The 21,808-nt window shown below is 39.4% G+C and carries 21 protein-coding genes; 10 read left to right on the forward strand and 11 right to left on the reverse strand.

Features of this window, described 5'->3' with window-relative positions:
* Positions 1–8: 8 nt before the first annotated feature.
* The 5 genes from R5R67_RS09555 to dapA all read right to left on the reverse strand — a co-directional run bounded on the left by R5R67_RS09555 (position 9) and on the right by dapA (position 3,798).
* A complete protein-coding gene (locus R5R67_RS09555; protein ID WP_000349497.1) occupies positions 9–848 on the reverse strand; it encodes a formate/nitrite transporter family protein in 840 nt (279 codons plus the stop codon).
* 285 nt (positions 849–1,133) lie between these two features.
* A complete protein-coding gene (locus R5R67_RS09560; protein WP_000418560.1) occupies positions 1,134–1,337 on the reverse strand; it encodes a hypothetical protein in 204 nt (67 codons plus the stop codon).
* A gap of 192 nt (positions 1,338–1,529) precedes the next feature.
* Positions 1,530–2,249 (reverse strand): phosphoribosylaminoimidazolesuccinocarboxamide synthase, encoded by a 720-nt coding sequence (gene purC / locus R5R67_RS09565; protein WP_000917863.1) that lies wholly within the window; start codon positions 2,247–2,249, stop codon positions 1,530–1,532.
* A 37-nt stretch (positions 2,250–2,286) separates the two neighbouring features.
* On the reverse strand, positions 2,287–2,889 hold the full coding sequence (locus R5R67_RS09570) for a hypothetical protein (protein ID WP_001177091.1): 603 nt from the start codon (positions 2,887–2,889) through the stop codon (positions 2,287–2,289).
* Positions 2,890–2,904: 15 nt separating this feature from the next.
* Positions 2,905–3,798 carry a 4-hydroxy-tetrahydrodipicolinate synthase gene (dapA, locus tag R5R67_RS09575; RefSeq protein WP_000193600.1) on the reverse strand — a complete coding sequence of 298 codons (894 nt, stop codon included), beginning with the start codon at positions 3,796–3,798 and terminating at the stop codon, positions 2,905–2,907.
* A 329-nt stretch (positions 3,799–4,127) separates the two neighbouring features.
* Here dapA and pncA point away from each other — a divergent pair, with 329 nt between their 5' ends.
* From pncA to R5R67_RS09590, 3 genes are all read left to right on the forward strand, one after another.
* The gene (pncA, locus tag R5R67_RS09580; RefSeq protein WP_002020317.1) at positions 4,128–4,772 is read left to right on the forward strand and encodes a bifunctional nicotinamidase/pyrazinamidase; all 645 of its coding nucleotides are present in this window, start codon (positions 4,128–4,130) and stop codon (positions 4,770–4,772) included.
* Between the two features lie 54 nt (positions 4,773–4,826).
* Positions 4,827–5,765: a bile acid:sodium symporter family protein gene (locus R5R67_RS09585; RefSeq protein WP_001275067.1), complete on the forward strand. Its 939-nt coding sequence runs from the start codon at positions 4,827–4,829 to the stop codon at positions 5,763–5,765.
* A gap of 178 nt (positions 5,766–5,943) precedes the next feature.
* A complete protein-coding gene (locus tag R5R67_RS09590) occupies positions 5,944–7,287 on the forward strand; it encodes an MATE family efflux transporter (protein ID WP_001071746.1) in 1,344 nt (447 codons plus the stop codon).
* 20 nt (positions 7,288–7,307) lie between these two features.
* On the opposite strand, the gene R5R67_RS09595 is transcribed toward R5R67_RS09590, so the two are convergent.
* Positions 7,308–7,778, reverse strand: coding sequence for a DUF523 domain-containing protein (locus R5R67_RS09595; RefSeq protein ID WP_000924626.1), 471 nt, complete (start codon positions 7,776–7,778; stop codon positions 7,308–7,310).
* A gap of 522 nt (positions 7,779–8,300) precedes the next feature.
* Here R5R67_RS09595 and hppD point away from each other — a divergent pair.
* Positions 8,301–9,356, forward strand: a complete 1,056-nt coding sequence (gene hppD / locus R5R67_RS09600; RefSeq protein ID WP_000353163.1) for a 4-hydroxyphenylpyruvate dioxygenase — start codon at positions 8,301–8,303, stop codon at positions 9,354–9,356.
* Positions 9,357–9,421: 65 nt separating this feature from the next.
* Here the strand turns inward: hppD and R5R67_RS09605 are convergent, their stop codons facing one another.
* The 4 genes from R5R67_RS09605 to fahA form a co-directional block, all read right to left on the reverse strand.
* Complete coding sequence (locus tag R5R67_RS09605; RefSeq protein ID WP_000568800.1) at positions 9,422–10,201, reverse strand: IclR family transcriptional regulator; 780 nt, start codon at positions 10,199–10,201, stop codon at positions 9,422–9,424.
* A 299-nt stretch (positions 10,202–10,500) separates the two neighbouring features.
* Entirely contained in the window at positions 10,501–11,049 is a 549-nt protein-coding gene (locus tag R5R67_RS09610) for a VOC family protein (protein ID WP_000141647.1), read from the reverse strand.
* Positions 11,050–11,066: 17 nt separating this feature from the next.
* The gene (gene maiA / locus R5R67_RS09615; protein ID WP_000781238.1) at positions 11,067–11,699 is read right to left on the reverse strand and encodes a maleylacetoacetate isomerase; all 633 of its coding nucleotides are present in this window, start codon (positions 11,697–11,699) and stop codon (positions 11,067–11,069) included.
* Entirely contained in the window at positions 11,686–12,993 is a 1,308-nt protein-coding gene (gene fahA / locus R5R67_RS09620; RefSeq protein ID WP_000435871.1) for a fumarylacetoacetase, read from the reverse strand. Before fahA ends, maiA begins: the two co-directional genes overlap by 14 nt.
* A gap of 358 nt (positions 12,994–13,351) precedes the next feature.
* Here fahA and R5R67_RS09625 point away from each other — a divergent pair, with 358 nt between their 5' ends.
* The 3 genes from R5R67_RS09625 to zigA all read left to right on the forward strand — a co-directional run bounded on the left by R5R67_RS09625 (position 13,352) and on the right by zigA (position 16,994).
* Positions 13,352–14,740: an amino acid permease gene (locus R5R67_RS09625; protein WP_000107092.1), complete on the forward strand. Its 1,389-nt coding sequence runs from the start codon at positions 13,352–13,354 to the stop codon at positions 14,738–14,740.
* Positions 14,741–14,902: 162 nt separating this feature from the next.
* Positions 14,903–15,586: a D-Ala-D-Ala carboxypeptidase family metallohydrolase gene (locus R5R67_RS09630; RefSeq protein ID WP_000833239.1), complete on the forward strand. Its 684-nt coding sequence runs from the start codon at positions 14,903–14,905 to the stop codon at positions 15,584–15,586.
* 142 nt (positions 15,587–15,728) lie between these two features.
* Positions 15,729–16,994, forward strand: a complete 1,266-nt coding sequence (gene zigA / locus R5R67_RS09635; RefSeq protein WP_000624533.1) for a zinc metallochaperone GTPase ZigA — start codon at positions 15,729–15,731, stop codon at positions 16,992–16,994.
* 32 nt (positions 16,995–17,026) lie between these two features.
* Here the strand turns inward: zigA and R5R67_RS09640 are convergent, their stop codons facing one another.
* The gene (locus R5R67_RS09640; RefSeq protein WP_001246957.1) at positions 17,027–18,139 is read right to left on the reverse strand and encodes an acyltransferase family protein; all 1,113 of its coding nucleotides are present in this window, start codon (positions 18,137–18,139) and stop codon (positions 17,027–17,029) included.
* 352 nt (positions 18,140–18,491) lie between these two features.
* Between R5R67_RS09640 and hutC the strand changes: the two genes are divergently transcribed.
* The 3 genes from hutC to hutU all read left to right on the forward strand — a co-directional run bounded on the left by hutC (position 18,492) and on the right by hutU (position 21,744).
* Positions 18,492–19,244 carry a histidine utilization repressor gene (gene hutC / locus R5R67_RS09645; protein WP_001138319.1) on the forward strand — a complete coding sequence of 251 codons (753 nt, stop codon included), beginning with the start codon at positions 18,492–18,494 and terminating at the stop codon, positions 19,242–19,244.
* Entirely contained in the window at positions 19,241–19,816 is a 576-nt protein-coding gene (locus R5R67_RS09650) for a HutD family protein (RefSeq protein ID WP_000593442.1), read from the forward strand. The genes hutC and R5R67_RS09650 overlap by 4 nt, the downstream gene beginning before the upstream one ends.
* Positions 19,817–20,067: 251 nt before the next feature.
* Positions 20,068–21,744 (forward strand): urocanate hydratase, encoded by a 1,677-nt coding sequence (gene hutU / locus R5R67_RS09655; protein ID WP_000214184.1) that lies wholly within the window; start codon positions 20,068–20,070, stop codon positions 21,742–21,744.
* Positions 21,745–21,808: the final 64 nt, after the last annotated feature.

The raw sequence follows: 21,808 nt of genomic DNA on the forward strand, positions 1-21,808 counted from the left end.
GTTTCCTGCTATTGTTCCAATTCTTCAGTCACTTGACCATAAATCAGCAAGGTAAACACGCCTGTACCACCAATAATATTGCCAATAGTGGTTGGAATCAGGAAATTAAACAGATATTCACCAAGAGAAGCTTCTCCTTGCCAGACCAGATAGGACATTTCGGTAGAGCCAACGACCACATGGGTAAAATCGCCTAGTCCTATCAGATAAGTCATGAAAAAGATGACTAGGAATTTATTGCTGACGGAAGGTAGCATCCAGACCAATGCAGCAATTAAAAGCCCAGACATAACCCCTTTAAGCAGATTTTGGGTGGCGGAAAAAGACCCAACATGATGTGCGAGCTCATCTAGGGCTTTGTCAATGTTTGGAGTAAACAGGTCGGTGGTCAGGAAGAATAAACTCGCCAAAGCTGTTCCAATGATATTGCATAGAATCACGATTCCCCATAGACGGCCTACAGCTCGTAATTTGTCTAAGGTAAAAGGCTTAAATAGGGGCACAACTGTAGTAATGGTATTTTCTGTAAAGAGCTGCATGTGTCCTAAAATAGCGATCAGGAATCCAATGGTATAACCGAAATTGGTAATTAAATCGGTCCAGATGGCATCAGTTGGGATATAAGAAGCAATAATTGCCTTAAATACAAATGAAAAACTGATGACTAGACCTGCTGCAATGCCTGAAAAGATGAGCGCGGCTGTCGGGCGATCTAACTCTTCGGCACCATCACGGCGAATAATTTCATATACTAAACGGGGCGACAGTTTCTCGTGTTCTTCAACTGCCATTTTTTCACGCCAGCTTAGGGTTTGATCGACTTTCTCTTCTTCTAGTTCATGGTCCATCGGGTTTACTCCTCACTGAATAAATAATTTATATTTATCGTTTTTTATTTATTGTTAAGGCAGTGTTCAGGATAAATCTAGAAGATTCCTACCAGCTTTATGTGTTTTTTTATAAATTGAACACTCTGGGGGTAAGCGAACTAGAACAATAATGCATGAAGAAAAGAATCGACCAGACCTGAGAGAAAAGTTAAGTATAAGAAAAGATAGCAAACTCAATCAGCCTGCTATAAAAAGTGTAACGTTGAAGCTAAGCGCTTGTAGTCATGAAAATGGCAACAATAATTAAAACAAGGTATATGCTCTCAAGGTACGTATGAGTTTCATATAGTCGCCTTGGGAAGCTTCAGAAATGACAGTTTCGACTTCAGCTTGGCTCCATCCTTGCTTTAAGGCAGAGTGGCTAAAATTAGATAAAATTACTAATGGATTTTCACCAAAATGGATTGGATGATTCATTAATCTCTTTTCAGGCTTAAATAGTTCCATAGACTCATCCTATTTAAAAATTTAATTATTGTGATGCAATTTATATTTTTTTTGATTTTAGTGCCTTGTTTTGAGATTGTGCAAGTCATAATTTAATTAAATATACAAATCTGTCTACTTTTCCTAAATTCTTGGGTGCTGAAAATAAAAAAACCGAGCTGAAATGCTCGGTTTTTTATAAAGTTGAGCTGATTAGATGTCAGATAAATCTACGCCTAAACGAGCAGCAACTTCTTCATAAGCTTCAACAACACCGCCTAAGCCTTGACGGAAACGGTCTTTGTCGAGTTTTTTCTTAGTATCTTTGTCCCATAAACGGCAACCGTCTGGAGAGAATTCGTCACCAAGTACGATACGATCATGGAAAACACCAAATTCAAGTTTGAAGTCCACCAAAATCATGTTGCCTTCAGCAAATAATGCTTTTAATACATCATTTACTTTATAAGTTAACACTTTCATTTGTTCTAACTGTTCAGCAGTCGCCCAACCTAAAGCAATCGCTTGAGATTCGTTAACCATTGGATCGCCTAGGCCATCATCTTTGTAGAACAATTCAAATGTAGGAGGAGTTAACTCTTTACCTTCTTCTACACCTAAACGACGGCATAGAGAACCTGCTGCATAGTTACGGATTACACATTCAACAGGAATCATTTGAAGTTTTTTAACAAGAACTTCAGTTGGAGAAAGCAATTTTTCAAAATGCGTTTCGATACCCGCTTCAGCAAGTTTTTCCATGATGAAGGCGTTAAAACGGTTGTTCACCTTGCCTTTACGATCTAGTTGTTCGATTTTTTCGCCATTGAACGCAGAGGCATCATCACGAAAGACTAAAATCAGATGGTCGGCATTGTCTGTTTCATATACAGATTTTGCTTTACCAGTATAGAGCAAGGTTTGTTTTAACATGAGGGAACCTTTTTTAAAAAAAATGCCTAGTAAACGACTAGGCTGGCCAATTTTGGTAAATCTGGTTTAACACTTCTGCGGCAACATCAGGGCTAGCAAAAGTGTTATCTGGATTAAATAGAGCAAGGCTATGACTAGAGCCAACACCAGTGAGCTTAAGCACATATGTATTGTCATTTACTTTAATCGTCGCTTGATTGTTACCTTGAGCGATGACGTTGTAATTTAACGTGCTTAACGTAGCTTTGGTGTATTGCCAAATCTCGGCAGTACTTCCATCAATTTTTAACAGTGGATTTTTATTACCATCTGTCACAAGTTGAGGGCGACCAAGCGCACTACCTGTTTGAGCAGATGCATCTGCTGTCGTATCAGTTTGAAGTGGTTCAGGACGTGGCAATGCAAAACGATTGCCACGCTTGTTTTCAAACTTCGGTGCGTGATCGATAGCAAGCTGGTCTACTGTTGGTGCAGGATACAAAGGTGTCGCTGGTCGTACAGTTGCATCGGCAGGGTACTCAAGTGGGGCGAGTTGCTTTGCATTTTTATAATCTAAAGAGTGATTATTGAGTGCGAAGCGACCACAGCCAGCTAAACTTAAGGCTGAAACTGCAAGGACTAAACCAAGACGTAATTGCATCATAAATTGCTCTTATTAAATAATTCCCGCATCTTTTAGGGCATTGCGGAGAGGTTCGCGATATTGCTCAGCGAGAGGAGTGAGTGGTAAACGAATACCAGTATCAATCAGTCCCATCTCATGTAGTGCCCATTTCACAGGAATTGGGTTTGATTCGCAAAATAGAATATTGTGTAAATTTGCAATCTTATTGTTAAGCGTCTTTGCTTGTTGCTCATCTTTTGCAATTGCAACCGCACATACTTCGCTCATTGCTTTAGGTGCAATGTTTGCAGTAACCGAGATATTACCGTCTGCGCCAAGAAGCATAAGTTCCCATGCAGTTTCATCGTCACCTGAGTACACAGCCATCTTGCCGTTTAAAGCATCAATTAAAGCTTTACCGCGCGGTACGTCACCTGTTGCATCTTTAATGCCGACAATATTTGGAATTTCCGCTAAACGAACAGCTGTATCGTTTGACAAATCTACACCTGTACGACCAGGTACGTTGTAAAGAATAAGCGGTAATTCAACAGCTTCAGCAATCGCTTTATAGTGTTGGTAAAGGCCTTCTTGAGTCGGCTTGTTATAGTATGGGGTTACAAGTAAAGCTGCATCTGCGCCAAGGTCTTTGGCAGCTTTAGTTAATTCGATTGCTTCACGGGTTGAGTTTGCACCAGTACCGGCAATAATTGGAATACGTTTGTTGGCTACACGAATAATTTCTTTAATAACCTGTGTGTGCTCTTCCATGCTCAATGTTGAGGCTTCGCCGGTTGTACCGACGGCTACAATACTGTTTGTACCTTGTTCTATGTGCCACTCAACCAGCTTCTCAAGACTCTTCCAATCTACACCGCCATCTTTCAACATGGGAGTGACGATTGCGACGATTGAGCCTTGAATGGTCTGTGCTTGCTGAGTCATTTTAAAAAATATCCTATTTATCCATCCGAATCTGAGGTAAGAAAAACAAAATGTGGGATGGTTGCAGTATTTTGATTGTCCAGTTCTAACAATAACAGATTGTTGAATGACAATTATGCAAATTATGACTGATCAGACGCATAAGAACAATATGCTTGACTGATAAACCCTATGTAAACTTGAGCAAAACACAGAATGCCAATTTGATCATTTCAAGTAAAAGACAGTAAAAATGAGAATATGGCGCAATTCTTCCAACCTCTACTTAACACGGTCTTTTTTATGGCAAGATAAAATGCATATTTTTCCCGAATGGGACTTAAGATGGCATGAAAATGAATAAACAACCACAAAATTCGGCTTTAGTCGTAGTTGACGTGCAAAATGGTTTTACCCCTGGCGGAAACCTAGCAGTTGCCGACGCCGATACGATTATTCCAACCATTAACCAATTGGCAGGTTGTTTTGAAAATGTAGTCCTCACTCAAGACTGGCATCCGGATACTCATATTTCTTTTGCAGCTAACCATCCGGGCAAGCAGCCATTTGAAACGATTGAACTGGATTATGGATCACAGGTGCTTTGGCCTAAGCATTGTATACAAGACACTCATGATGCCGAATTTCATCCGGATTTAAATATCCCGACAGCTCAACTGATTATCCGAAAAGGTTTTCATGCTCATATTGATAGTTACTCAGCTTTTATGGAAGCTGACCACACCACAATGACAGGTTTAACGGGATATTTAAAAGAACGTGGTATTGATACGGTCTATGTGGTCGGAATTGCCACAGACTTTTGTGTCGCATGGACTGCTTTAGATGCAGTTAAGCAAGGCTTGAAAACTTTAGTAATTGAAGATGCGTGCAAAGGTATTGATCTTAATGGTTCATTAGAACAAGCGTGGCAAACTATGCAGCAACAAGGTGTTGTTCGTATTCAATCGACTGATCTGTTGAATGAATGCTAGAGATACTGATTTTGATGCTTGGACTTTAATTGCGATTTGGTATGGATGAACAGTATGTCTGCATTACTCCGTTTTACTCAGTTTGTTCAAAAGACGTTTGCCCTATGGGTAATTATTTTTGCAGCTCTGGCGCTATGGCAGCCTGAATTTTTTGTTTGGCTGAAAGCTTATATTCCATGGATTTTGGGCATTATTATGCTTGGCATGGGAATGACCATGACCGTTGATGATTTTAAAGGGGTTCTACAAAGCCCTAAAGCCGTGTTAATTGGGGTTGTCGCGCAGTTTGTGGTGATGCCGGGCTTGGCATTTATTTTATGTAAATTATTTAATTTGCCTCCTGAAATTGCGGTCGGCGTTATTTTAGTCGGTTGTTGCCCAGGAGGAACAGCTTCAAATGTCATTACCTATATGGCCAAAGGCAATGTGGCTTTATCGGTCGCCTGTACCTCGATATCAACACTCTTGGCTCCTGTGTTAACGCCTGCAATTTTCTATCTACTTGCTAGCCAATGGCTAAAGATTGACGCGGCTTCGATGTTTATTTCGATTTTGCAAGTCGTACTACTTCCGATTGTGATTGGGCTGATTTTGCGAACATGGCTTAAACGTCAGGTTGAATCCTATATTCAAGTCATGCCATTAGTTTCAGTGATTGCAATTGTAGCGATTGTGGCAGCCATTATTGGTGGCAGTAAAGCAGCTATTTTACAGTCGGGTTTGCTCATTTTGGCGGTAGTGATATTGCATAATGGGTTTGGATATTTATTAGGTTTTGCCGCAGCGCGTTTCTTTAAATTGCCTTATGCGGACAGTAAAGCAATTGCGGTAGAAGTAGGAATGCAAAACTCAGGCTTGGGCGTGGCGCTTGCAGCAGTGCATTTTGCGGCTTCCCCGATTACTGCCGTACCAAGTGCTATTTTCAGCCTTTGGCATAATATTTCTGGTCCTGCACTTGCGACTTATTGGGCAAGTAAACACAAACAAGAATAACTATATAAACGATATACATTAGAAAAGAAGGCCAAACGGATAGTTTGGTCTTTTTATTTAAAGCACTTTTTATTTGAGCTGAATTTAAAACTGGTATGTCTTTTGCTTCGAATTGATGCACTAAAAATAACGTGAATATCAACATAAATCGCAAAGAAAAAAATAAGGCATTTTTTTGATGAACCAGATTTTTAAATTATTTATTCCCATGCTCTCTAGCAATTTGATTCTAATTTTAAGTGGATTGGTTGATATTGCTTATGTAGGGCATTTTAGTAATGACCATGTTGCCGCCTTATCGGTGTCCTTATCTTTATATACAGTGGTTTATGTCATTGGAATGGGGATACTGCAAGGTGTGATGCTTAAGCTCTCGGAAGCTTATGGTTGCCATAACATACCACGTATTCGTCAAATTTTTATTCAAGGCGTTTGGCTGATGTTAGGTTCGGCATTGGTGAGTATTGCCTTGCTTTACTTGTTCCGTGATCTACCAAAATTATTTGGTGCATCTGAACATGTCGTTTCAATTACTAAAAACTGTATTTGGGCTTTGGTATTTATTTTACCTGCCCATTTATTGATGCGCTTATTTACAGCTTTGTCTCAGGTCACTGAAAATGCGTATAAAGTTTTATTATCAGATAGTCTTTTCTTCATTCTTAAAATTATTTTGTCTTATCTTCTGATTTATGGTGTCGCTTTATTTTCAATTCCGCCACTCGGGGCGATAGGGGCGTTGTTAGCCACTATCATTGTACGGTGGTTTATGTTGGCCGTTTATTACCTGTTTTTTCTAGAGAAAAGGTACATCTTTATTGAACATCCAGAACGGTCAGTTGAAGATAGCCGGCAAAGTCTGCGTATGATTTTAAAAATAGGAATACCCACAGCGATCATGGCGTTGATGGACGTTGTTGCATTTTGTTCAGTTGCTATTCTGATTTTACCTTTCGGGAGTGTGGTGTCTGCAGCCCATCAAATTGTCGCGAGCACTGGCGGTTTCATGTTTATTTTTCCTTCATCAATTGCCTCGGCTTATAGCATTTTGGTGTCAAGAACTATGGGCAGCGGCAACATGAAAGAAGCAGATAAAATTGCCAGACAAAGTATATGGGTCATTATGGCAGTGAGTGGCAGTTTATCCTTGTGTTTATGGTTGGAGAGGGGCTTAATTGTCACGTTCTATTCAGATGATTTGGCTGTACAGATTTTGGCTGCATCACTGCTCTTGATTGTCTGCATGTCTCATTTTCTCGATGGCTTAATGACGTTACTAACCTCTTTGCTGCGTTGTTGGGATGTGTCGATTTTACCCATGCTAATTTTTTTAGTCGTGGTGCTATGTTTCGGATTGGGTGGTGGTTGGTGGATGGCTTATAAGGGGCTGCACTGGGGAAGTCACTCTATATCTGCAATGGGAATTTATGGTTTCTGGAGTATGGCAGCCATAAGCTATTTAGTAGCTTGTGTATTGAGTGGCTTCTGTTTTCGTTTTAGAAAGCAATTAAGAGGTTTTTGATTAGGTAGATCAACACAACCTTAAAGAGGATGTGCTGTTAACCATTCTTCAATCTCATTTTCAGAAATCACTTCAAAACCATGGCGCTGTAACAGTGCCGTGGTAATCCCAACACCCGTAATTTTCTCGCCTTGAAAAGTACCGTTATAAATTTTTTGACTACCACAAGACGGACTGTTTTCTTTTAAAACCACACAAGTTGCTTGTATTTGCCGTGCAATGTCTAAAGTACGATAGGCGCCTTTTAAATATAGCTCAGTCACATCTAAACCAGATGAATCTAGGATTTTTGCCTTGCCATCAAGTACATCTTGCCCTGTTCCTCCCACAATTTCTGCGGGTAACCTTGGAGTAGTAAAACCACCTAATAACTCTGGACAAAGTGCATGCGCTTTTTTATTTAAAAATAGCTGCTTAAGTGTAGTGTGTGAGCAAGAGCGTCCATCGTAGCGTACAGGCTCTCCAATTAAACAGGCACTGATTAAAAGCATGATTTTTCCGCCCTTAGAACTTTAAAAGCCATGTGAGTGTACCCAATGATTTATAAAATATGAAATCTAAAACAAGCACAAGCAAACGAAGTAATTTGATTAATAAATTACACAATTCATAATTAAATTATGTATTGCATAATTTAATTGTTTTTAGTAGCATCTGTTTTAAGGTAAATGGCCATTGGGGGTCCAACAAGGATGTTGGCCTCCATAAATCTAGGAATAACTTTAGGAAAAGACGATTTTTAAAGGTTTATTGAAAAATCTCAATCGTACTTTTAGATAAGAAAGGACAGTGTGTATGGAAAACAAACACCATATAGAAAGGAAATTAATCATCGGCTTTGAGCTCACTCAATCTTCGTTTTAGTTATTGGTTTTTTTCTCATAGGATGCGTTGGGCTAAGGCATTTTGACGGTTCAAACATACTCCCAGCAAATGCGTATTCTATAGAGAAAGGAGCTGACCAGATCAGCATGAGAAGTAAACGGATCAGGTAATTACCAGAGGGAAACTAGATGGATATTTTAGAGAACCCATTAGAATTATGCGGTTTTGCATTTATTGAGTTTGTTTCAAAAGAAAATGAATTAGATCCAATTTTTGAAACAATCGGCTTTTCAAAAGTAGCCAAGCATAAATCGAAAAAAGCGTACTTATGGCGTCAAGGAAATATCAATATTATCCTGAATTATCAGCCAGAATCTTATGCTTCATTCTTTTTTAATGAGCATGGTCCATCTGCTTGTGCGATGGGATTCAAAACTCGTGATGCAGCAAAAGCTTTTAAAAAGGCGGTTGAACTTGGTGCAGAACCAATGTACTCAAAAGTTGGGCCAATGGAGCTTAACATTCCGGCAATTAAAGGTATTGGTGGTATGCCAATCTTCTTAGTTGACCGCGATATTTATGAAAATGACTTTGTTTTCTTTGATGATGCGCAGCGTAACCCTGAAGGTGCGGGCTTAAAAGAAATCGATCACTTAACTCATAACGTCTACAAAGGACGTATGGAGTATTGGGCAAACTTCTACGAGAAGATTTTTAACTTCCAGGAAATTCGTTATTTCGACATTAAAGGTGAATATACAGGTTTAACCTCTAAGGCATTAACTGCACCAGATGGCATGATCCGTATCCCTTTAAATGAAGACTCAGACAAGGGTAACGGTCAAATTGCAGAATTCTTAGCTGATTTTAATGGTGAAGGTATTCAGCATATCGCGTTTATTTGTGATGACTTAATTTCGACTTGGGATAAATTGAAAGGCCTTGGTCTTAAGTTTATGACACCACCGCCAAATACGTATTATGAAATGCTTGAAGAGCGTTTACCTGAACATGGTGAACCAACTGAAGAGTTAAAACAACGCGGTATTTTATTAGACGGCAGTACTAAAGATGGCCAGAAGAAGCTTTTATTACAAATCTTCTCTGAAAATATGATTGGGCCAGTCTTCTTTGAATTTATTCAACGTAAAGATGACGATGGTTTCGGTGAAGGTAACTTCAAGGCATTGTTTGAATCGATTGAACGTGACCAGATTCGCCGTGGTGTGCTCGAAGCAAAATAAGTTTTGCTTTATCTCTAATCTAAAAAAACCAAGAGCAATGCTCTTGGTTTTTTTATGGCTATTGATTAGCGGCTTTTAATATATTGATTAATTGAATTAATCTCATTTTTAAGTGTTTCAATAATTTTACTTTGTGGGTCAACAGGTAAAAACATTTCGCTATCAAGCGCCACAATACAAAACTCAATCCCTTGGTTTGAGTTAAATACTGGCAGGCCTACTGCGTTAATACCGGTAAGTAAATCACCTTTCGCCGCAGACATTTGTTGTTGGCGGATCGTTTCTTTAAGTTCTAAAAATTCTTCCCAGTTATGTGGCGCAATGTTTAGCCCAAGTTCCTGATGTTTTTGCCACTCAGTTTCTAATAAAGGACGAACAAAATGCTCAGGAAGGTAAGAAGCAAATAAACGCCCAGCAGCAGAATTGACTAAAGGCATAATTGAGCCAACTTTGGTCACAATCGAAATTGGGTGGTTAGATTCAATCGATTGAACCACGACAGGGCCTTTGGGTGACCACTTACTAATTTGAATACCACAGCCAATTTTGCTTTGTAAGTCGTAAATTAAATGTTGTACTAACTGTAAAGTATCGCTGTGCTGAATGCAGTTTAAGCCTAAACGCCATGCTTGATCACCTAAGGCATATTGGCCATCCTCAAGTTGTTTGGCGTAATCCATGCGAATTAAGCTCACCAAGTAGCGGTGTACTTTGGCAGGATGCATCTCAAGCTTACTAGATAAGTCTTTGAGAATAATGGGTTGATTGTGCTCTAAAAGGGCATTTAGTACGGATAAGCCAACTTCAAGTGATTGAACTCCCCCAGATATTTTTTCTTCAATCATTTAAATACCCTTAATCGATTTACTTCAGCAGTTAAACAGTTTTGTTCAGAACATAAATTGGCATTGATGCGTTTTACATCATGCCTGAGCCTATAGAAAAATAGAAATCACCTTTTTCTATTAGCGAAATTCACATGTTTAATAATCCACAATTTTTACAAACACCTTCATCTTACATTTATAGCGTAAATTGATAGAGGTTTAGTAGATTTAAACAATATAAATCGGCATTGATATAGAACAGTTCATTCAAACTATTCCCATCAATGCCGACTTTTAAAACGATTGCTTTGAAAGAATTACGCGCCTAATTCTTCTTCATGCAAGAAATGAGTATGGTGTGGAGCGCGTTTGGTTTTGCTCCATTCCTCTAACATTTCAGTTTTCATTTCTTCAGTAATTTTTGCAATTTTTTCTTCAGCATGTGCATCGTTATAAGTCAGTTCTAAACGATGTCCATTTGGATCAAAGAAATAAATTGAGTGGAAGATACCGTGGTTGGTAATCCCTAACACTTTAACACCGTTGTCTTCCAAATGTTTTTTGGCAGCTAAAAGGGCACTTAAATCTTCAACTTCAAAGGCAATATGTTGCACCCATTGAGGCGTATTTTCATCACGGCCCATTTCTGGTTGGGTTGGCAATTCAAAAAATGCTAAAACGTTGCCTTGACCTGCATCTAGGAATAAATGCATATACGGGTCAAAGGCTTTCGTTGAAGGTACATGGTCTTCTGCAAAAGCTAAGATAAAGTCCATGTTGAGCATTTTTTTATACCACTCAACAGTTTCTTTCGCATCCTTACAGCGATATGCAACGTGATGTATTTTTTTAATGGCAAATGTCATGTTGAAACTCCTTTTTACTATTCCCAATCTGGTTGTTGTTCTGGCGCCGCGTTATAGAAGGCTGGGATAGACAAACAATGTTGATAAATTGATTCAATTTTTGGAAACGCCGACAAATCAATCTTGAAGCGTTTCGCGTTGTAAACCTGTGGAATTAGGCAGCAGTCGGCAATGGTTGCGTGTTGTCCAAAGCAAAATTGTCCATTTGAATCTTGAAGTTGCTGTTCGAGTGTTTGAAAGCCTTCAAGAATCCAGTGCTGATACCAGTAATTTTTTTGTTCATCCGAAACATTTAAATCATTTTTTAAATATTTCAGCACGCGTAAGTTATTTAACGGGTGAATATCACAGGCAATCGCCTGTGCAAAAGCACGGATTTTGGCTCTCTCTTTCACATCATTTGGAAGTAATTTGGTTTCAGGATATTGTTCATCCAGATATTCCAAAATACTTAATGACTGTGACAGGGTTAAATCGCCGTCCACTAAAGTTGGTACTAAGGCACTGCGATTTAACTTTAAATAGTCTTCACTTTGCTGCTCATTTTTAACTAAATGAACGGGTACAGTTTCATAAGCGAGACTTTTAAGGTTGAGACCAATCCGTACTCTGTAAGCTGCAGAGCTACGAAAGTAACTATACAGCTTCATAATCAGGCTCCGAAGTTTCTGCAAAATCAAAAGTTAATGCAGGAAGTACCGTATTTCGGACTTCACCAAAACCAATACGGATACCATTTTTCTCACAGTGGCCTTTCATGATGAGTGTGTCGCCGTCTTGCAAGAAACCACGAGTTTCACCATTCGCAAGTGTTAGAGGCTTAGTGGTGTTCCAAGTCAACTCAAGCAAGCTACCATACGAATCTGGTGTAGAACCAGAAATAGTACCTGAACCCATTAAATCACCAACCTGAACGTTACAGCCTCCAATGGTGTGGTGAGTTAGCTGCTGAGCCATAGACCAATACATATATTTAAAATTAGTACGGCAGATCACATCAGGTTGTGTTGATTTCGGGCTTTGAATTTCAACACTCAAATTAATGTCGTAACTATTCGCGATATTTTCTTGTAGATACGCTAAAGGTTTAGGCTCTTGTTTTGGGCCTTCCACTTTAAATGGCTCAAGTGCTTCAAGCGTGACTACCCAAGGTGAGATGGCACTAGCAAAAGATTTTGAATTGAAAGGACCTAGAGGTACATATTCCCATTGCTGGATATCGCGCGCTGACCAGTCATTGAGTAATACCATTCCAAAAATATGGTCCCAAGCATTTTCAATTGAGATTGGCTGGCCAAGCTCCGTTGGTTTACCAATAACAAATGCTGTTTCAAGTTCGAAATCGAGTTTACGCGTAGCTGAGAAAACTGGACGCTCTTCATTTGGAAGTTTAATTTGTCCAGATGGACGCACGACTTGAGTGCCACTGACTACAACAGAGCTAGCACGGCCATTGTAACCAACAGGCAATTCAGTCCAGTTTGGAAGTAAGGCATTTTTAGGGTCGCGGAACATACAGCCTACATTGGTGGCATGTTCTTTAGAAGAATAGAAATCGGTATAACCAGATACTTGAAGTGGTAAATGCAAAGTAACACTGTCTTGCTTGACTAAAACTTCCTGACGTAATGCTTCATTTTCTTGAAGCGTTAAATTATCAACTGAAAGAAGAGACTGTAGCGTTTTACGAACTTTAGACCAATTGGCTTTGCCCGATTCAATAAATTTATTCAGTGTAGGCTGGTTAAAGTAGGTGTTTTGATCTGAAAGTTTTAAAAGACCATGCTTTTCAAGAGCAGCGAGATCAATGACCCAATCACCGATAGCTACACCGACCTGACGCTCGCCTTCGGCTGTTCTACTAAAAATACCATAAGGCAAATTATGAATAGTGAAATCAGATTGAGGTGAAACTTCAATAAAAGAGTTTAGTTTTTGTTCCATTTTCGCTTCCTTGTCTTCATCTCTCGTCTTATACAAATAAAAGTTCGGTCTAGGGACTGAGCTACTCAATAAGTTTTAACCGTTATTTAGATCATCTTTTTACTTATGAGTTTGATAGAGACCGAGAACAACCAATTACTTCATGGTTCTTATAATACTGAATTCATCAAATTACGCAATACATAATTTAATTACACATTGCATAATAATTGTTATTTCTTGCATTTTCTGTTTTCATGCGCGGTTGTGAGAAAAGTAACGCAATTATTTTTTCATCAATCTCTATGAAAATCCGATCAATTTATGATATACGTAATTTATTGGAAAAAAATTACGTGACAAGGATGAGAATAATCATATGTCAACACAAGAGCAAGGAAACCTGAAACATGGTTTGAGTAATCGTCACATCCAGCTGATTGCGTTGGGTGGAGCGATTGGTACAGGGCTGTTTCTTGGTATATCACAATCGATTAAATTGGCAGGTCCATCGGTAATCTTGGGTTATGCGATTGCAGGATTTATTGCTTTTTTAATGATGCGCCAGCTCGGTGAAATGGTCGTAGAAGAACCTGTAAGTGGATCTTTTAGCCACTTCGCTTACAAATATTGGGGACCTTTTGCAGGCTTCATGTCAGGATGGAATTACTGGGTACTCAATGTACTTGTGTGTATGGCAGAGTTAAGTGCAATTGGTCTTTATATTCAATATTGGTGGCCGCAAATCCCAACGTGGGCATCTGCTCTAACGTTCTTTATTCTCATTAATGGTATCAATTTACTGCATGTTAAGTTTTTTGGCGAAATGGAATTTTGGTTTTCCATTGTCAAAATCTTAGCAATTTTAGCCATGATCGGTTTCGGTTCATATTTACTTGCAACCGGCACAGCAGGGCCTCAGGCCAGTATTTCTAACCTTTGGACATTGGGTGGTTTCTTCCCATTTGGTATTGAAGGCTTGGTTATGGCAATGGCTGTGATTATTTTTGCTTTTGGTGGTATTGAGCTTTTCGGTATTACTGCTGCTGAAGCGCGTGATCCAGACAAAACTTTACCTAAAGCTGTAAACCAGATTATCTATCGTATTTTGATTTTCTATATTGCGACACTTTTTGTTTTATTCTCACTATTTCCATGGAATCAAATGGCAGAAGGTGGCAGTCCTTTTGTGATGGTCTTTGCTTCTTTAGATAGCCAAGGTGTTGCGACATTATTAAATTTCGTTATTTTGACAGCTGCAGTTTCCGTCTATAACGGAACCAGTTATTGCAGCAGCCGTATGCTTTTAGGCCTTGCCCAACAAGGTAATGCCCCGAAAGCTCTTGCCCGTATTAATAAACGCGGTATTCCAACCAATGCGGTTCTAGTCTCTGCATTTGTGACGGTATTGTGTGTTTTACTCAATTATATTTTCCCTGAAAAAGCATTTGGTTTACTCATGATGCTTGTCGTAGCAGCGATTGTGATTAACTGGGTAGTGATTTCATGGACACATTTAAAATTCCGTAAATTCATGCAACGTCAAGGTCAAACGACTAAATTCCCTAGCTTCATGTATCCATTTAGCAACTATCTTTGCATGGCATTTATGCTTGGAATTTTAGTTGTGATGTCTTTAACGCCAGACATGCGTGTGGCAGTTATGATGATTCCAGGATGGATTTTGTGTTTGATGGTGGCTTATCAATTTAAGCGCCGTAAAATAAAAGCTGAGCAGCCTGTACATGCTTTAGAAGCCGATATGTAATTAGGTCTTAGATAGAAGCTAAAGAGGACGTATAAATACGTCCTTTTTTATTTTTTAAAATTTACAACAGAAATTAAAGGATTTAATAATTGTTATATTATAACATTTCTGAAATTAAGTGATTAAAGGCTTCCAGATGTTTAGGGAAGATAGAATATATTTATGAAGCGTTATTTAGGTTTACTCGTATTATCTCTGGCGGCTTGTAGTACTCAAACACCCCAGCCGACGATTACTCATCGCTCTCCCTCTTTGCCTCAACCATCTAAAACTGTGGTTAAAATCAAACAACAGCCTGAAGATTATATCGTTTGGATTGCAACTGCAGATCACAGACAGTCTGTACAAGCTTATAAGCAATTTCTTAAGCAAAAAGGACTTGCCGATTTAGTTCCAGACCACGAGTTATTACGTTCAGCCCGAGACTGGCAAAAATGTGGAGTTGAGCCTTACGCAGTTCCACCACGCGAGATTTGGTCCAATATTGTTCCGACGCTCAATATATTAAAAGCATTGGTTGATGATGGCGTGATTAACGATTTTGAAGTGACTTCGGTCTATCGAGCTTTAGCTTTAAACCGCTGTGCAGGTGGTGCAGATGCTTCCCGACATGTCTTTAATGCAGCACTTGATTTTAGGATTGGGCCAGAACAGCCTAGCGACTTAGACCAGTTCAATATTCAACAAACTAAAACCAAGCTTTGTCAGTTCTGGGCGACTAAAGGCCAAGCGTTTAATATGGGACTGGGTGTTTATGCTTCAGGACAAATCCATATTGATAGTCAAGGTTTTAGAGCATGGGGGCCAGACCATCACTATAGAACCTCAATTTGTCAGGGACTATAAAAGCAACTTTTTCAAAGACTAAGTGATTTGGCTTAGATAAAACTGGAATAAAAACTTGATCAATGGTTATGTTATAACATAACATTATTGTGGTTTAGAAATAGATTACGCCTGTGATCTGGCCATATTTAAATGGCCAGCCATGATCAGTTTAAATATTATTCAAAGAGATCAAGCCATGCACACTGCAATCGCCAACTCATTTGCCAAGCTTCCCGTCACTGTTTTATCGGGCTTTTTGGGTGCAGGAAAGACCACATTACTCAACCATATTTTAAATAATCGCGAAGGCTGCCGTATTGCCGTGATTGTTAATGATATGTCTGAGGTGAATATTGATGCGACATTAGTACGCGAAGGTGGGGCAGAGCTTTCAAGAACAGATGAAAAACTGGTTGAAATGAGTAATGGCTGTATCTGCTGTACGTTACGAGAAGATTTATTGGTTGAGGTGAGACGTTTAGCCAATGAAGGACGCTTTGACCAATTGGTGATTGAGTCAACAGGCATTTCAGAACCTTTACCTGTGGCAGAAACTTTTACTTTTGAAGATGAAGATGGAAACTCACTCAATGAGTTTGCTCGACTCGACACTATGGTTACGGTAGTCGATGCGTTTAACTTTCTTAAAGACTACAGTTCAGTTGACTCCCTACAACAACGCGGCGAATCATTAGGCGAGCAAGATGAGAGAACTGTGGTTGACCTTCTTATCGATCAGATTGAGTTTTGTGATGTGATTGTACTGAATAAAATTGATTTGATTGATCAGGCTCAGCAAGATCAGCTTATCGCCATTTTAAAAACGTTAAACCCGCGTGCCCGAATTGAAATTGCTCAATTTGGAAAGGTCGCTTTAGATAAAATTTTAAATACACAGTTATTTGATTTTGATGAAGCCGCGCAAGCACCGGGTTGGTTAAAAGAGTTACGCGGCGAGCATACACCTGAAACTGAAGAGTATGGCATTAGTAGCTTTGTTTATCGTGCCCGCCGACCTTTCCATCCAGAGCGTTTTTATGATTTGGTTCAGGCTGAATGGCCGGGAGTCGTGCGTTCCAAAGGCTTTTTCTGGTTGGCTGCCGAACCGACATTGGCTTACTCATGGTCACAAGCGGGAGCAATGGCTCGACACGGTTTAGCTGGTTATTGGTGGGCAGCCGTTGCAGAAGAAGACTGGCCGAGTGACCTAGCCAGCATTGAACAAATTAAGAAAAATTGGGATGCCCGCACAGGTGATGCGCGTCAGGAGCTGGTTTTAATTGGTATGCAAATGGATGAGCAAGCTTTAATACAACGCTTGGATAGCTGCTTGTTAAGCGATGAAGAAATGGCTTTAGGACCACAAGCATGGCGGAGCTGGTCTAATCCTTTTAAGCAAGATGATGAAACGATGTTGATTGCTTAATAAAAAAGCCCCATTTTCAAGGGGCTTATTTTTTATGATTTATCTTTAATAAAAACCTTTCGAATGTAGCTGTTAAGCGGGGTGGAATAGTATTTTTCAATTGCTGCGCTAATGATAAAAGTCAGAACCAAATAGCCAATGAAAAGTATAATTTTGATGCTAGAGTCGGTTTGAGCCGGAACAAAAGCAACTTTCAAAAGGCCCAGCACAACCAGATGAAACAAATAAGTTTCGTAACTTCTTTGCCCCAACCAGACCATCACTTTGGTAAATAGATTATGTGCTTGTGTTTCGGAAGGATGTTGGAAACACAAAATGAGTAAACCTGTGGCAAGAGCAAATAAGCTAATACCCCATGTACTGACTTCTTTAATGGGCGCATATAAATATAGAGCGGTCATACTCAAAATAATCAACCATGAAAGAGGTTTTTTATAGGTCCAATTTGGCTGATATTTATGAGAAAAAATCGCCGTTAAACAGCCCACCGCTATACCATCAAAACTTGAAAAATAATGATATAAATAAGCGCCGCTTTCTTCTCCAAAATGGAGAGACCTAAAATAAGGCGCATATAAAATCACTCCAACAAGTACAGCAATAAAGACCTTATTACTACGGGTGAGTAGACACAATAATGGAAAAACAAAGTAAAAAACTTCTTCTACAGAGAGCGACCACAACACGCCCAAAGCGTAGTTTACCCAACCAAATTTAATAATCAGGATATTCATCCAGAAGGTTAAGGCTGCAAATATGGTTAAAGGATAAGAGACCTCAATGCCATTCGGTGCTTGGTTCATAAAGGGTTTTAAGTCAAATGAACCAAGTATGCTTACACCTAAAATGAGTAATACCAGACACGGTAAAATACGTGCTGCCCGTCGGATATAAAAATGCTTGAGGTTAATTGCAGAAAATTGTTTATCTCGTTTTAAAGTGTGATGGGTAATTAAAAAACCCGAAATCACAAAAAACATGGTGACGCCATAATTTCCATTTCTTGCGATGACTGTGCTAAATGCTTCACCTAAAAAATCAAAACCTAACCATGTATCTTTAAGTTTATAAGGAATATTAAAATGATGTAAAAGAACCAAAAGGATAGAAATTCCTCGAAGAATATCTATTTTATAATTACGCATTCGATGTGCTTCCAGTTTTATTAATATACTGTGTGGCAGAAGAATACTATCGATCAGTGATTTTAAATAAAAATTTTCAGCATCATTTCGTAAACCAGAAAAAATGATATTTTTGTTTTCTGGGATGAGGCACTGGGTTAGCAGAAATAACGATTCAATAAATATTGATAAAGCCTTTATATATTTGAATTTCTCTACATAAAACTTTAAATTAGCTTTTACCGAGTTATGTTTATTTTTTAAACTTTTTAAAATCTATTTAATTCATAAATTAACATGTTGTATGTGGTTGTATATACATAGCATGTCAACTAAAATACCTTTTTGCCTGCTGCCTTTTTGAGTATTTGTTATGCCCAGAACATCAAAACAAGAACATACTGAGCTTTCGATTGAAGCTGATAGTCCAGTTCCTTTATATCAGCGCGTAAAACAGCTGATTTCACAGAAGATTTATGAAGGCTCTTGGGCTGTAAATAAAAAAATTCCTTCGGAAAGTGAACTCGTTAATCAACTCGGCTGTAGCCGTATGACGGTAAACCGTGCGCTGCGCGAGTTAACAACAGAAGGCTTACTTGTTCGAATTCAGGGTGTTGGTTCTTTCGTTGCTGAAGGGCAAGGCCGAACTGCACTTTTTCAAATTAACAATATTGCCGATGAGATTATTGCACGAAACCATAAGCACCATGCTGAAGTTTTAGTCTTAGAACAAATTTATGCAAATGCAGAGCAAAGCGTGTTAATGCAGACTCGCGAAGGGCAAAAATTATTTCACTCGATTATTGTGCATTATGAAAATGATGTGCCTGTTCAGGTCGAAGATCGTTTAGTTGATGCGGCACTGATTCCAGATTATTTAGAACAAGATTTTAAAACCATTACCCCAAATGCTTACCTCATGGCAAAAGCACCCGTGACAGAAGGTGAACACATTGTTGAGGCCGTTTTAGCATCGCCTCAAGAGTGTAAGTGGTTAAAGATTACTAAAGCTGAACCGTGTTTACTCATCCGCCGTCGCACATGGTCAAACAAACAACTCATTTCAAGTGCACGATTGATTTATCCGGGCAGTCGCTATTATCTCGAAGGGAAATTTAATCCATGATTAAATTGATCAGGGCCGATCAATATACAAAAATGCTTTGGAAAAATGGTGCAGGCTTTACTTTAGAAATTGCTCGAAGCCAAGGTGAAGCCGACTTTGAGTGGCGCATTTCGATGGCAGATGTAACAACTTCTGGACCATTTTCGTTATTTCCGAATAAGCAACGCATTATTAGCGTACTCGATGGGCAGGGCATGGTACTGCATGTCGATGACCTTCCTGCCAAAAAGCTGAAACAGGGCGATATTTTTGCTTTTCATGGTGAAAGTCAGGTCCAAAGTGAACTGGTAGACGGTGCAATTCGGGATTTAAATTTAATTTATGATCCTGCAAAGTTTCATGCCCGTTTTCAGTGGTTGAATGAGGCAGCGGAGCAGGAATTTATAAGTTCGGCAGACCTGATTTTTATTTTTAATCAGGGTAGTGAAACGGAAGTGAACGTTGATGAGCATTCCGTTCAGCTTGCTGCTCATGAGACGCTAAAAATTGAGAAAAAATCTGGTGTCACATCAATCAATTTTCCAAAAAAACAGCTCAAAAGTTGCTATATCATTGAGTTAATTCAACGTTAAAAAGACATCATTTACTGATTAAAAAGCACATGTCTTGTTAGAAGATATGTGCTTTTTTTATGTCAGATATAAAAATAAATTAATTTAATTCATAAGTTTATTCAACTTTTTAAAAAAAATACGAGCAAGCCTCTTCACGCCGAAAAATATTTGTGTAGTATATAGATGTATATACAAGTTAATACATTACTATACAAATGCAGAAACAAGTGATGTTCTGCTGATGTAAGCTCAAAGGAAGGAGTCCGACTGTGACAACAACGACAACAAAATTTCGTGATGTAGAAATTCGTGCACCACGCGGCACTGAATTAACGGCTAAGAGTTGGTTAACTGAAGCCCCATTGCGTATGTTGATGAATAACCTTGATCCGGACGTTGCAGAAAACCCGAAAGAATTGGTGGTATACGGGGGTATTGGCCGTGCAGCACGAAACTGGGAATGTTTCGACAAAATTGTAGATACGCTAAAAAATCTTGAAACTGACGAAACTTTATTAGTTCAATCAGGCAAACCAGTAGGTGTATTTAAAACTCATAAAGATGCGCCACGCGTTTTAATTGCAAACTCAAACCTTGTACCGCACTGGGCAAACTGGGAACACTTTAACGAATTAGACGCTAAAGCTTTGGCAATGTACGGTCAAATGACAGCGGGTTCGTGGATCTACATTGGTAGCCAAGGTATTGTACAAGGTACTTATGAAACTTTCGTTGAGGCAGGTCGCCAACATTACAATGGTGATTTAAAAGGTCGTTGGGTTCTTACTGCTGGTTTAGGCGGTATGGGTGGTGCTCAGCCTTTAGCTGCAACACTTGCAGGTGCATGTTCTTTAAACATTGAATGCCAACAAGCAAGTATCGATTTCCGTTTACGTACTCGTTATGTAGATGAACAAGCGACTGATTTAGACGACGCTTTAGCACGTATTGATCGCTATACAAAAGAAGGTAAAGCAATTTCAATCGCACTTCATGGTAATGCTGCTGAAATTTTACCTGAGCTTGTACGCCGTGGTGTACGTCCAGACATGGTGACTGACCAAACAAGTGCACACGATCCACTTAATGGCTACTTACCAGTAGGCTGGACTTGGGAGGAATATCGTGAACGCGCGAAAACAGAACCGGAAGCTGTTGTAAAAGCTGCAAAACAGTCGATGGCAAAACACGTACAAGCCATGCTTGATTTCCAAAAAATGGGTGTTCCAACATTTGACTATGGTAATAACATCCGTCAAATGGCGAAGGAAGAAGGCGTAGCAAACGCTTTTGATTTCCCAGGCTTCGTACCTGCATACATCCGTCCGTTGTTCTGTCGCGGTATTGGTCCATTCCGTTGGGCAGCGCTTTCTGGTGACCCAGAAGATATTTATAAAACAGATGCCAAAGTTAAAGAGTTAATTCCTGATGATGAGCATTTACATCACTGGTTAGACATGGCTCGTGAACGTATTAGTTTCCAAGGCTTACCAGCGCGTATTTGCTGGGTAGGTTTGGGCTTACGTGCAAAACTTGGTTTGGCATTTAACGAAATGGTTCGTAGCGGTGAATTGTCTGCACCGATCGTGATTGGTCGTGACCACTTAGACTCAGGTTCGGTTGCAAGTCCTAACCGTGAAACTGAAGCAATGCAAGACGGATCAGATGCAGTATCAGACTGGCCTTTATTAAATGCATTGTTAAATACAGCAGGCGGCGCAACTTGGGTGTCTCTACATCATGGTGGTGGTGTAGGTATGGGCTTCTCTCAACACTCAGGCGTTGTGATTGTGTGTGACGGTACAGATGAAGCTGCTGCACGTATTGCTCGCGTACTAACCAATGACCCTGCAACAGGTGTTATGCGTCATGCCGATGCAGGTTATGAAATTGCGATTAACTGTGCCAAAGAGCAAGGCCTACACTTGCCAATGATCACCCAATAAAAATACATGGAAGAACTGGCGGTGCTTTTTGCAATTGTGAAAAGCACCGTCTCAGCAGAATATA

Source organism: Acinetobacter sp. OYA S30 (assembly GCF_033599315.1).
GTDB classification, from domain to species: domain Bacteria; phylum Pseudomonadota; class Gammaproteobacteria; order Pseudomonadales; family Moraxellaceae; genus Acinetobacter; species Acinetobacter baumannii.

Excerpts from the sequence above, each read along its gene's own strand:
- R5R67_RS09610 (WP_000141647.1), bottom strand. The coding sequence starts at position 11,049 with ATGACATTTGCCATTAAAAAAATACATCACGTTGCATATCGCTGTAAG.
- purC (WP_000917863.1), bottom strand. The coding sequence starts at position 2,249 with ATGTTAAAACAAACCTTGCTCTATACTGGTAAAGCAAAATCTGTATAT.
- R5R67_RS09590 (WP_001071746.1), top strand. The coding sequence starts at position 5,944 with ATGAACCAGATTTTTAAATTATTTATTCCCATGCTCTCTAGCAATTTG.
- R5R67_RS09560 (WP_000418560.1), bottom strand. The coding sequence starts at position 1,337 with ATGGAACTATTTAAGCCTGAAAAGAGATTAATGAATCATCCAATCCAT.
- hutC (WP_001138319.1), top strand. The coding sequence starts at position 18,492 with ATGCCCAGAACATCAAAACAAGAACATACTGAGCTTTCGATTGAAGCT.
- R5R67_RS09625 (WP_000107092.1), top strand. The coding sequence starts at position 13,352 with ATGTCAACACAAGAGCAAGGAAACCTGAAACATGGTTTGAGTAATCGT.
- hppD (WP_000353163.1), top strand. The coding sequence starts at position 8,301 with ATGGATATTTTAGAGAACCCATTAGAATTATGCGGTTTTGCATTTATT.
- R5R67_RS09555 (WP_000349497.1), bottom strand. The coding sequence starts at position 848 with ATGGACCATGAACTAGAAGAAGAGAAAGTCGATCAAACCCTAAGCTGG.
- R5R67_RS09595 (WP_000924626.1), bottom strand. The coding sequence starts at position 7,778 with ATGCTTTTAATCAGTGCCTGTTTAATTGGAGAGCCTGTACGCTACGAT.
- pncA (WP_002020317.1), top strand. The coding sequence starts at position 4,128 with ATGAAAATGAATAAACAACCACAAAATTCGGCTTTAGTCGTAGTTGAC.
- maiA (WP_000781238.1), bottom strand. The coding sequence starts at position 11,699 with ATGAAGCTGTATAGTTACTTTCGTAGCTCTGCAGCTTACAGAGTACGG.
- R5R67_RS09640 (WP_001246957.1), bottom strand. The coding sequence starts at position 18,139 with ATGCGTAATTATAAAATAGATATTCTTCGAGGAATTTCTATCCTTTTG.
- R5R67_RS09570 (WP_001177091.1), bottom strand. The coding sequence starts at position 2,889 with ATGCAATTACGTCTTGGTTTAGTCCTTGCAGTTTCAGCCTTAAGTTTA.
- fahA (WP_000435871.1), bottom strand. The coding sequence starts at position 12,993 with ATGGAACAAAAACTAAACTCTTTTATTGAAGTTTCACCTCAATCTGAT.
- R5R67_RS09585 (WP_001275067.1), top strand. The coding sequence starts at position 4,827 with ATGTCTGCATTACTCCGTTTTACTCAGTTTGTTCAAAAGACGTTTGCC.
- dapA (WP_000193600.1), bottom strand. The coding sequence starts at position 3,798 with ATGACTCAGCAAGCACAGACCATTCAAGGCTCAATCGTCGCAATCGTC.
- zigA (WP_000624533.1), top strand. The coding sequence starts at position 15,729 with ATGATCAGTTTAAATATTATTCAAAGAGATCAAGCCATGCACACTGCA.
- R5R67_RS09650 (WP_000593442.1), top strand. The coding sequence starts at position 19,241 with ATGATTAAATTGATCAGGGCCGATCAATATACAAAAATGCTTTGGAAA.
- R5R67_RS09630 (WP_000833239.1), top strand. The coding sequence starts at position 14,903 with ATGAAGCGTTATTTAGGTTTACTCGTATTATCTCTGGCGGCTTGTAGT.
- R5R67_RS09605 (WP_000568800.1), bottom strand. The coding sequence starts at position 10,201 with ATGATTGAAGAAAAAATATCTGGGGGAGTTCAATCACTTGAAGTTGGC.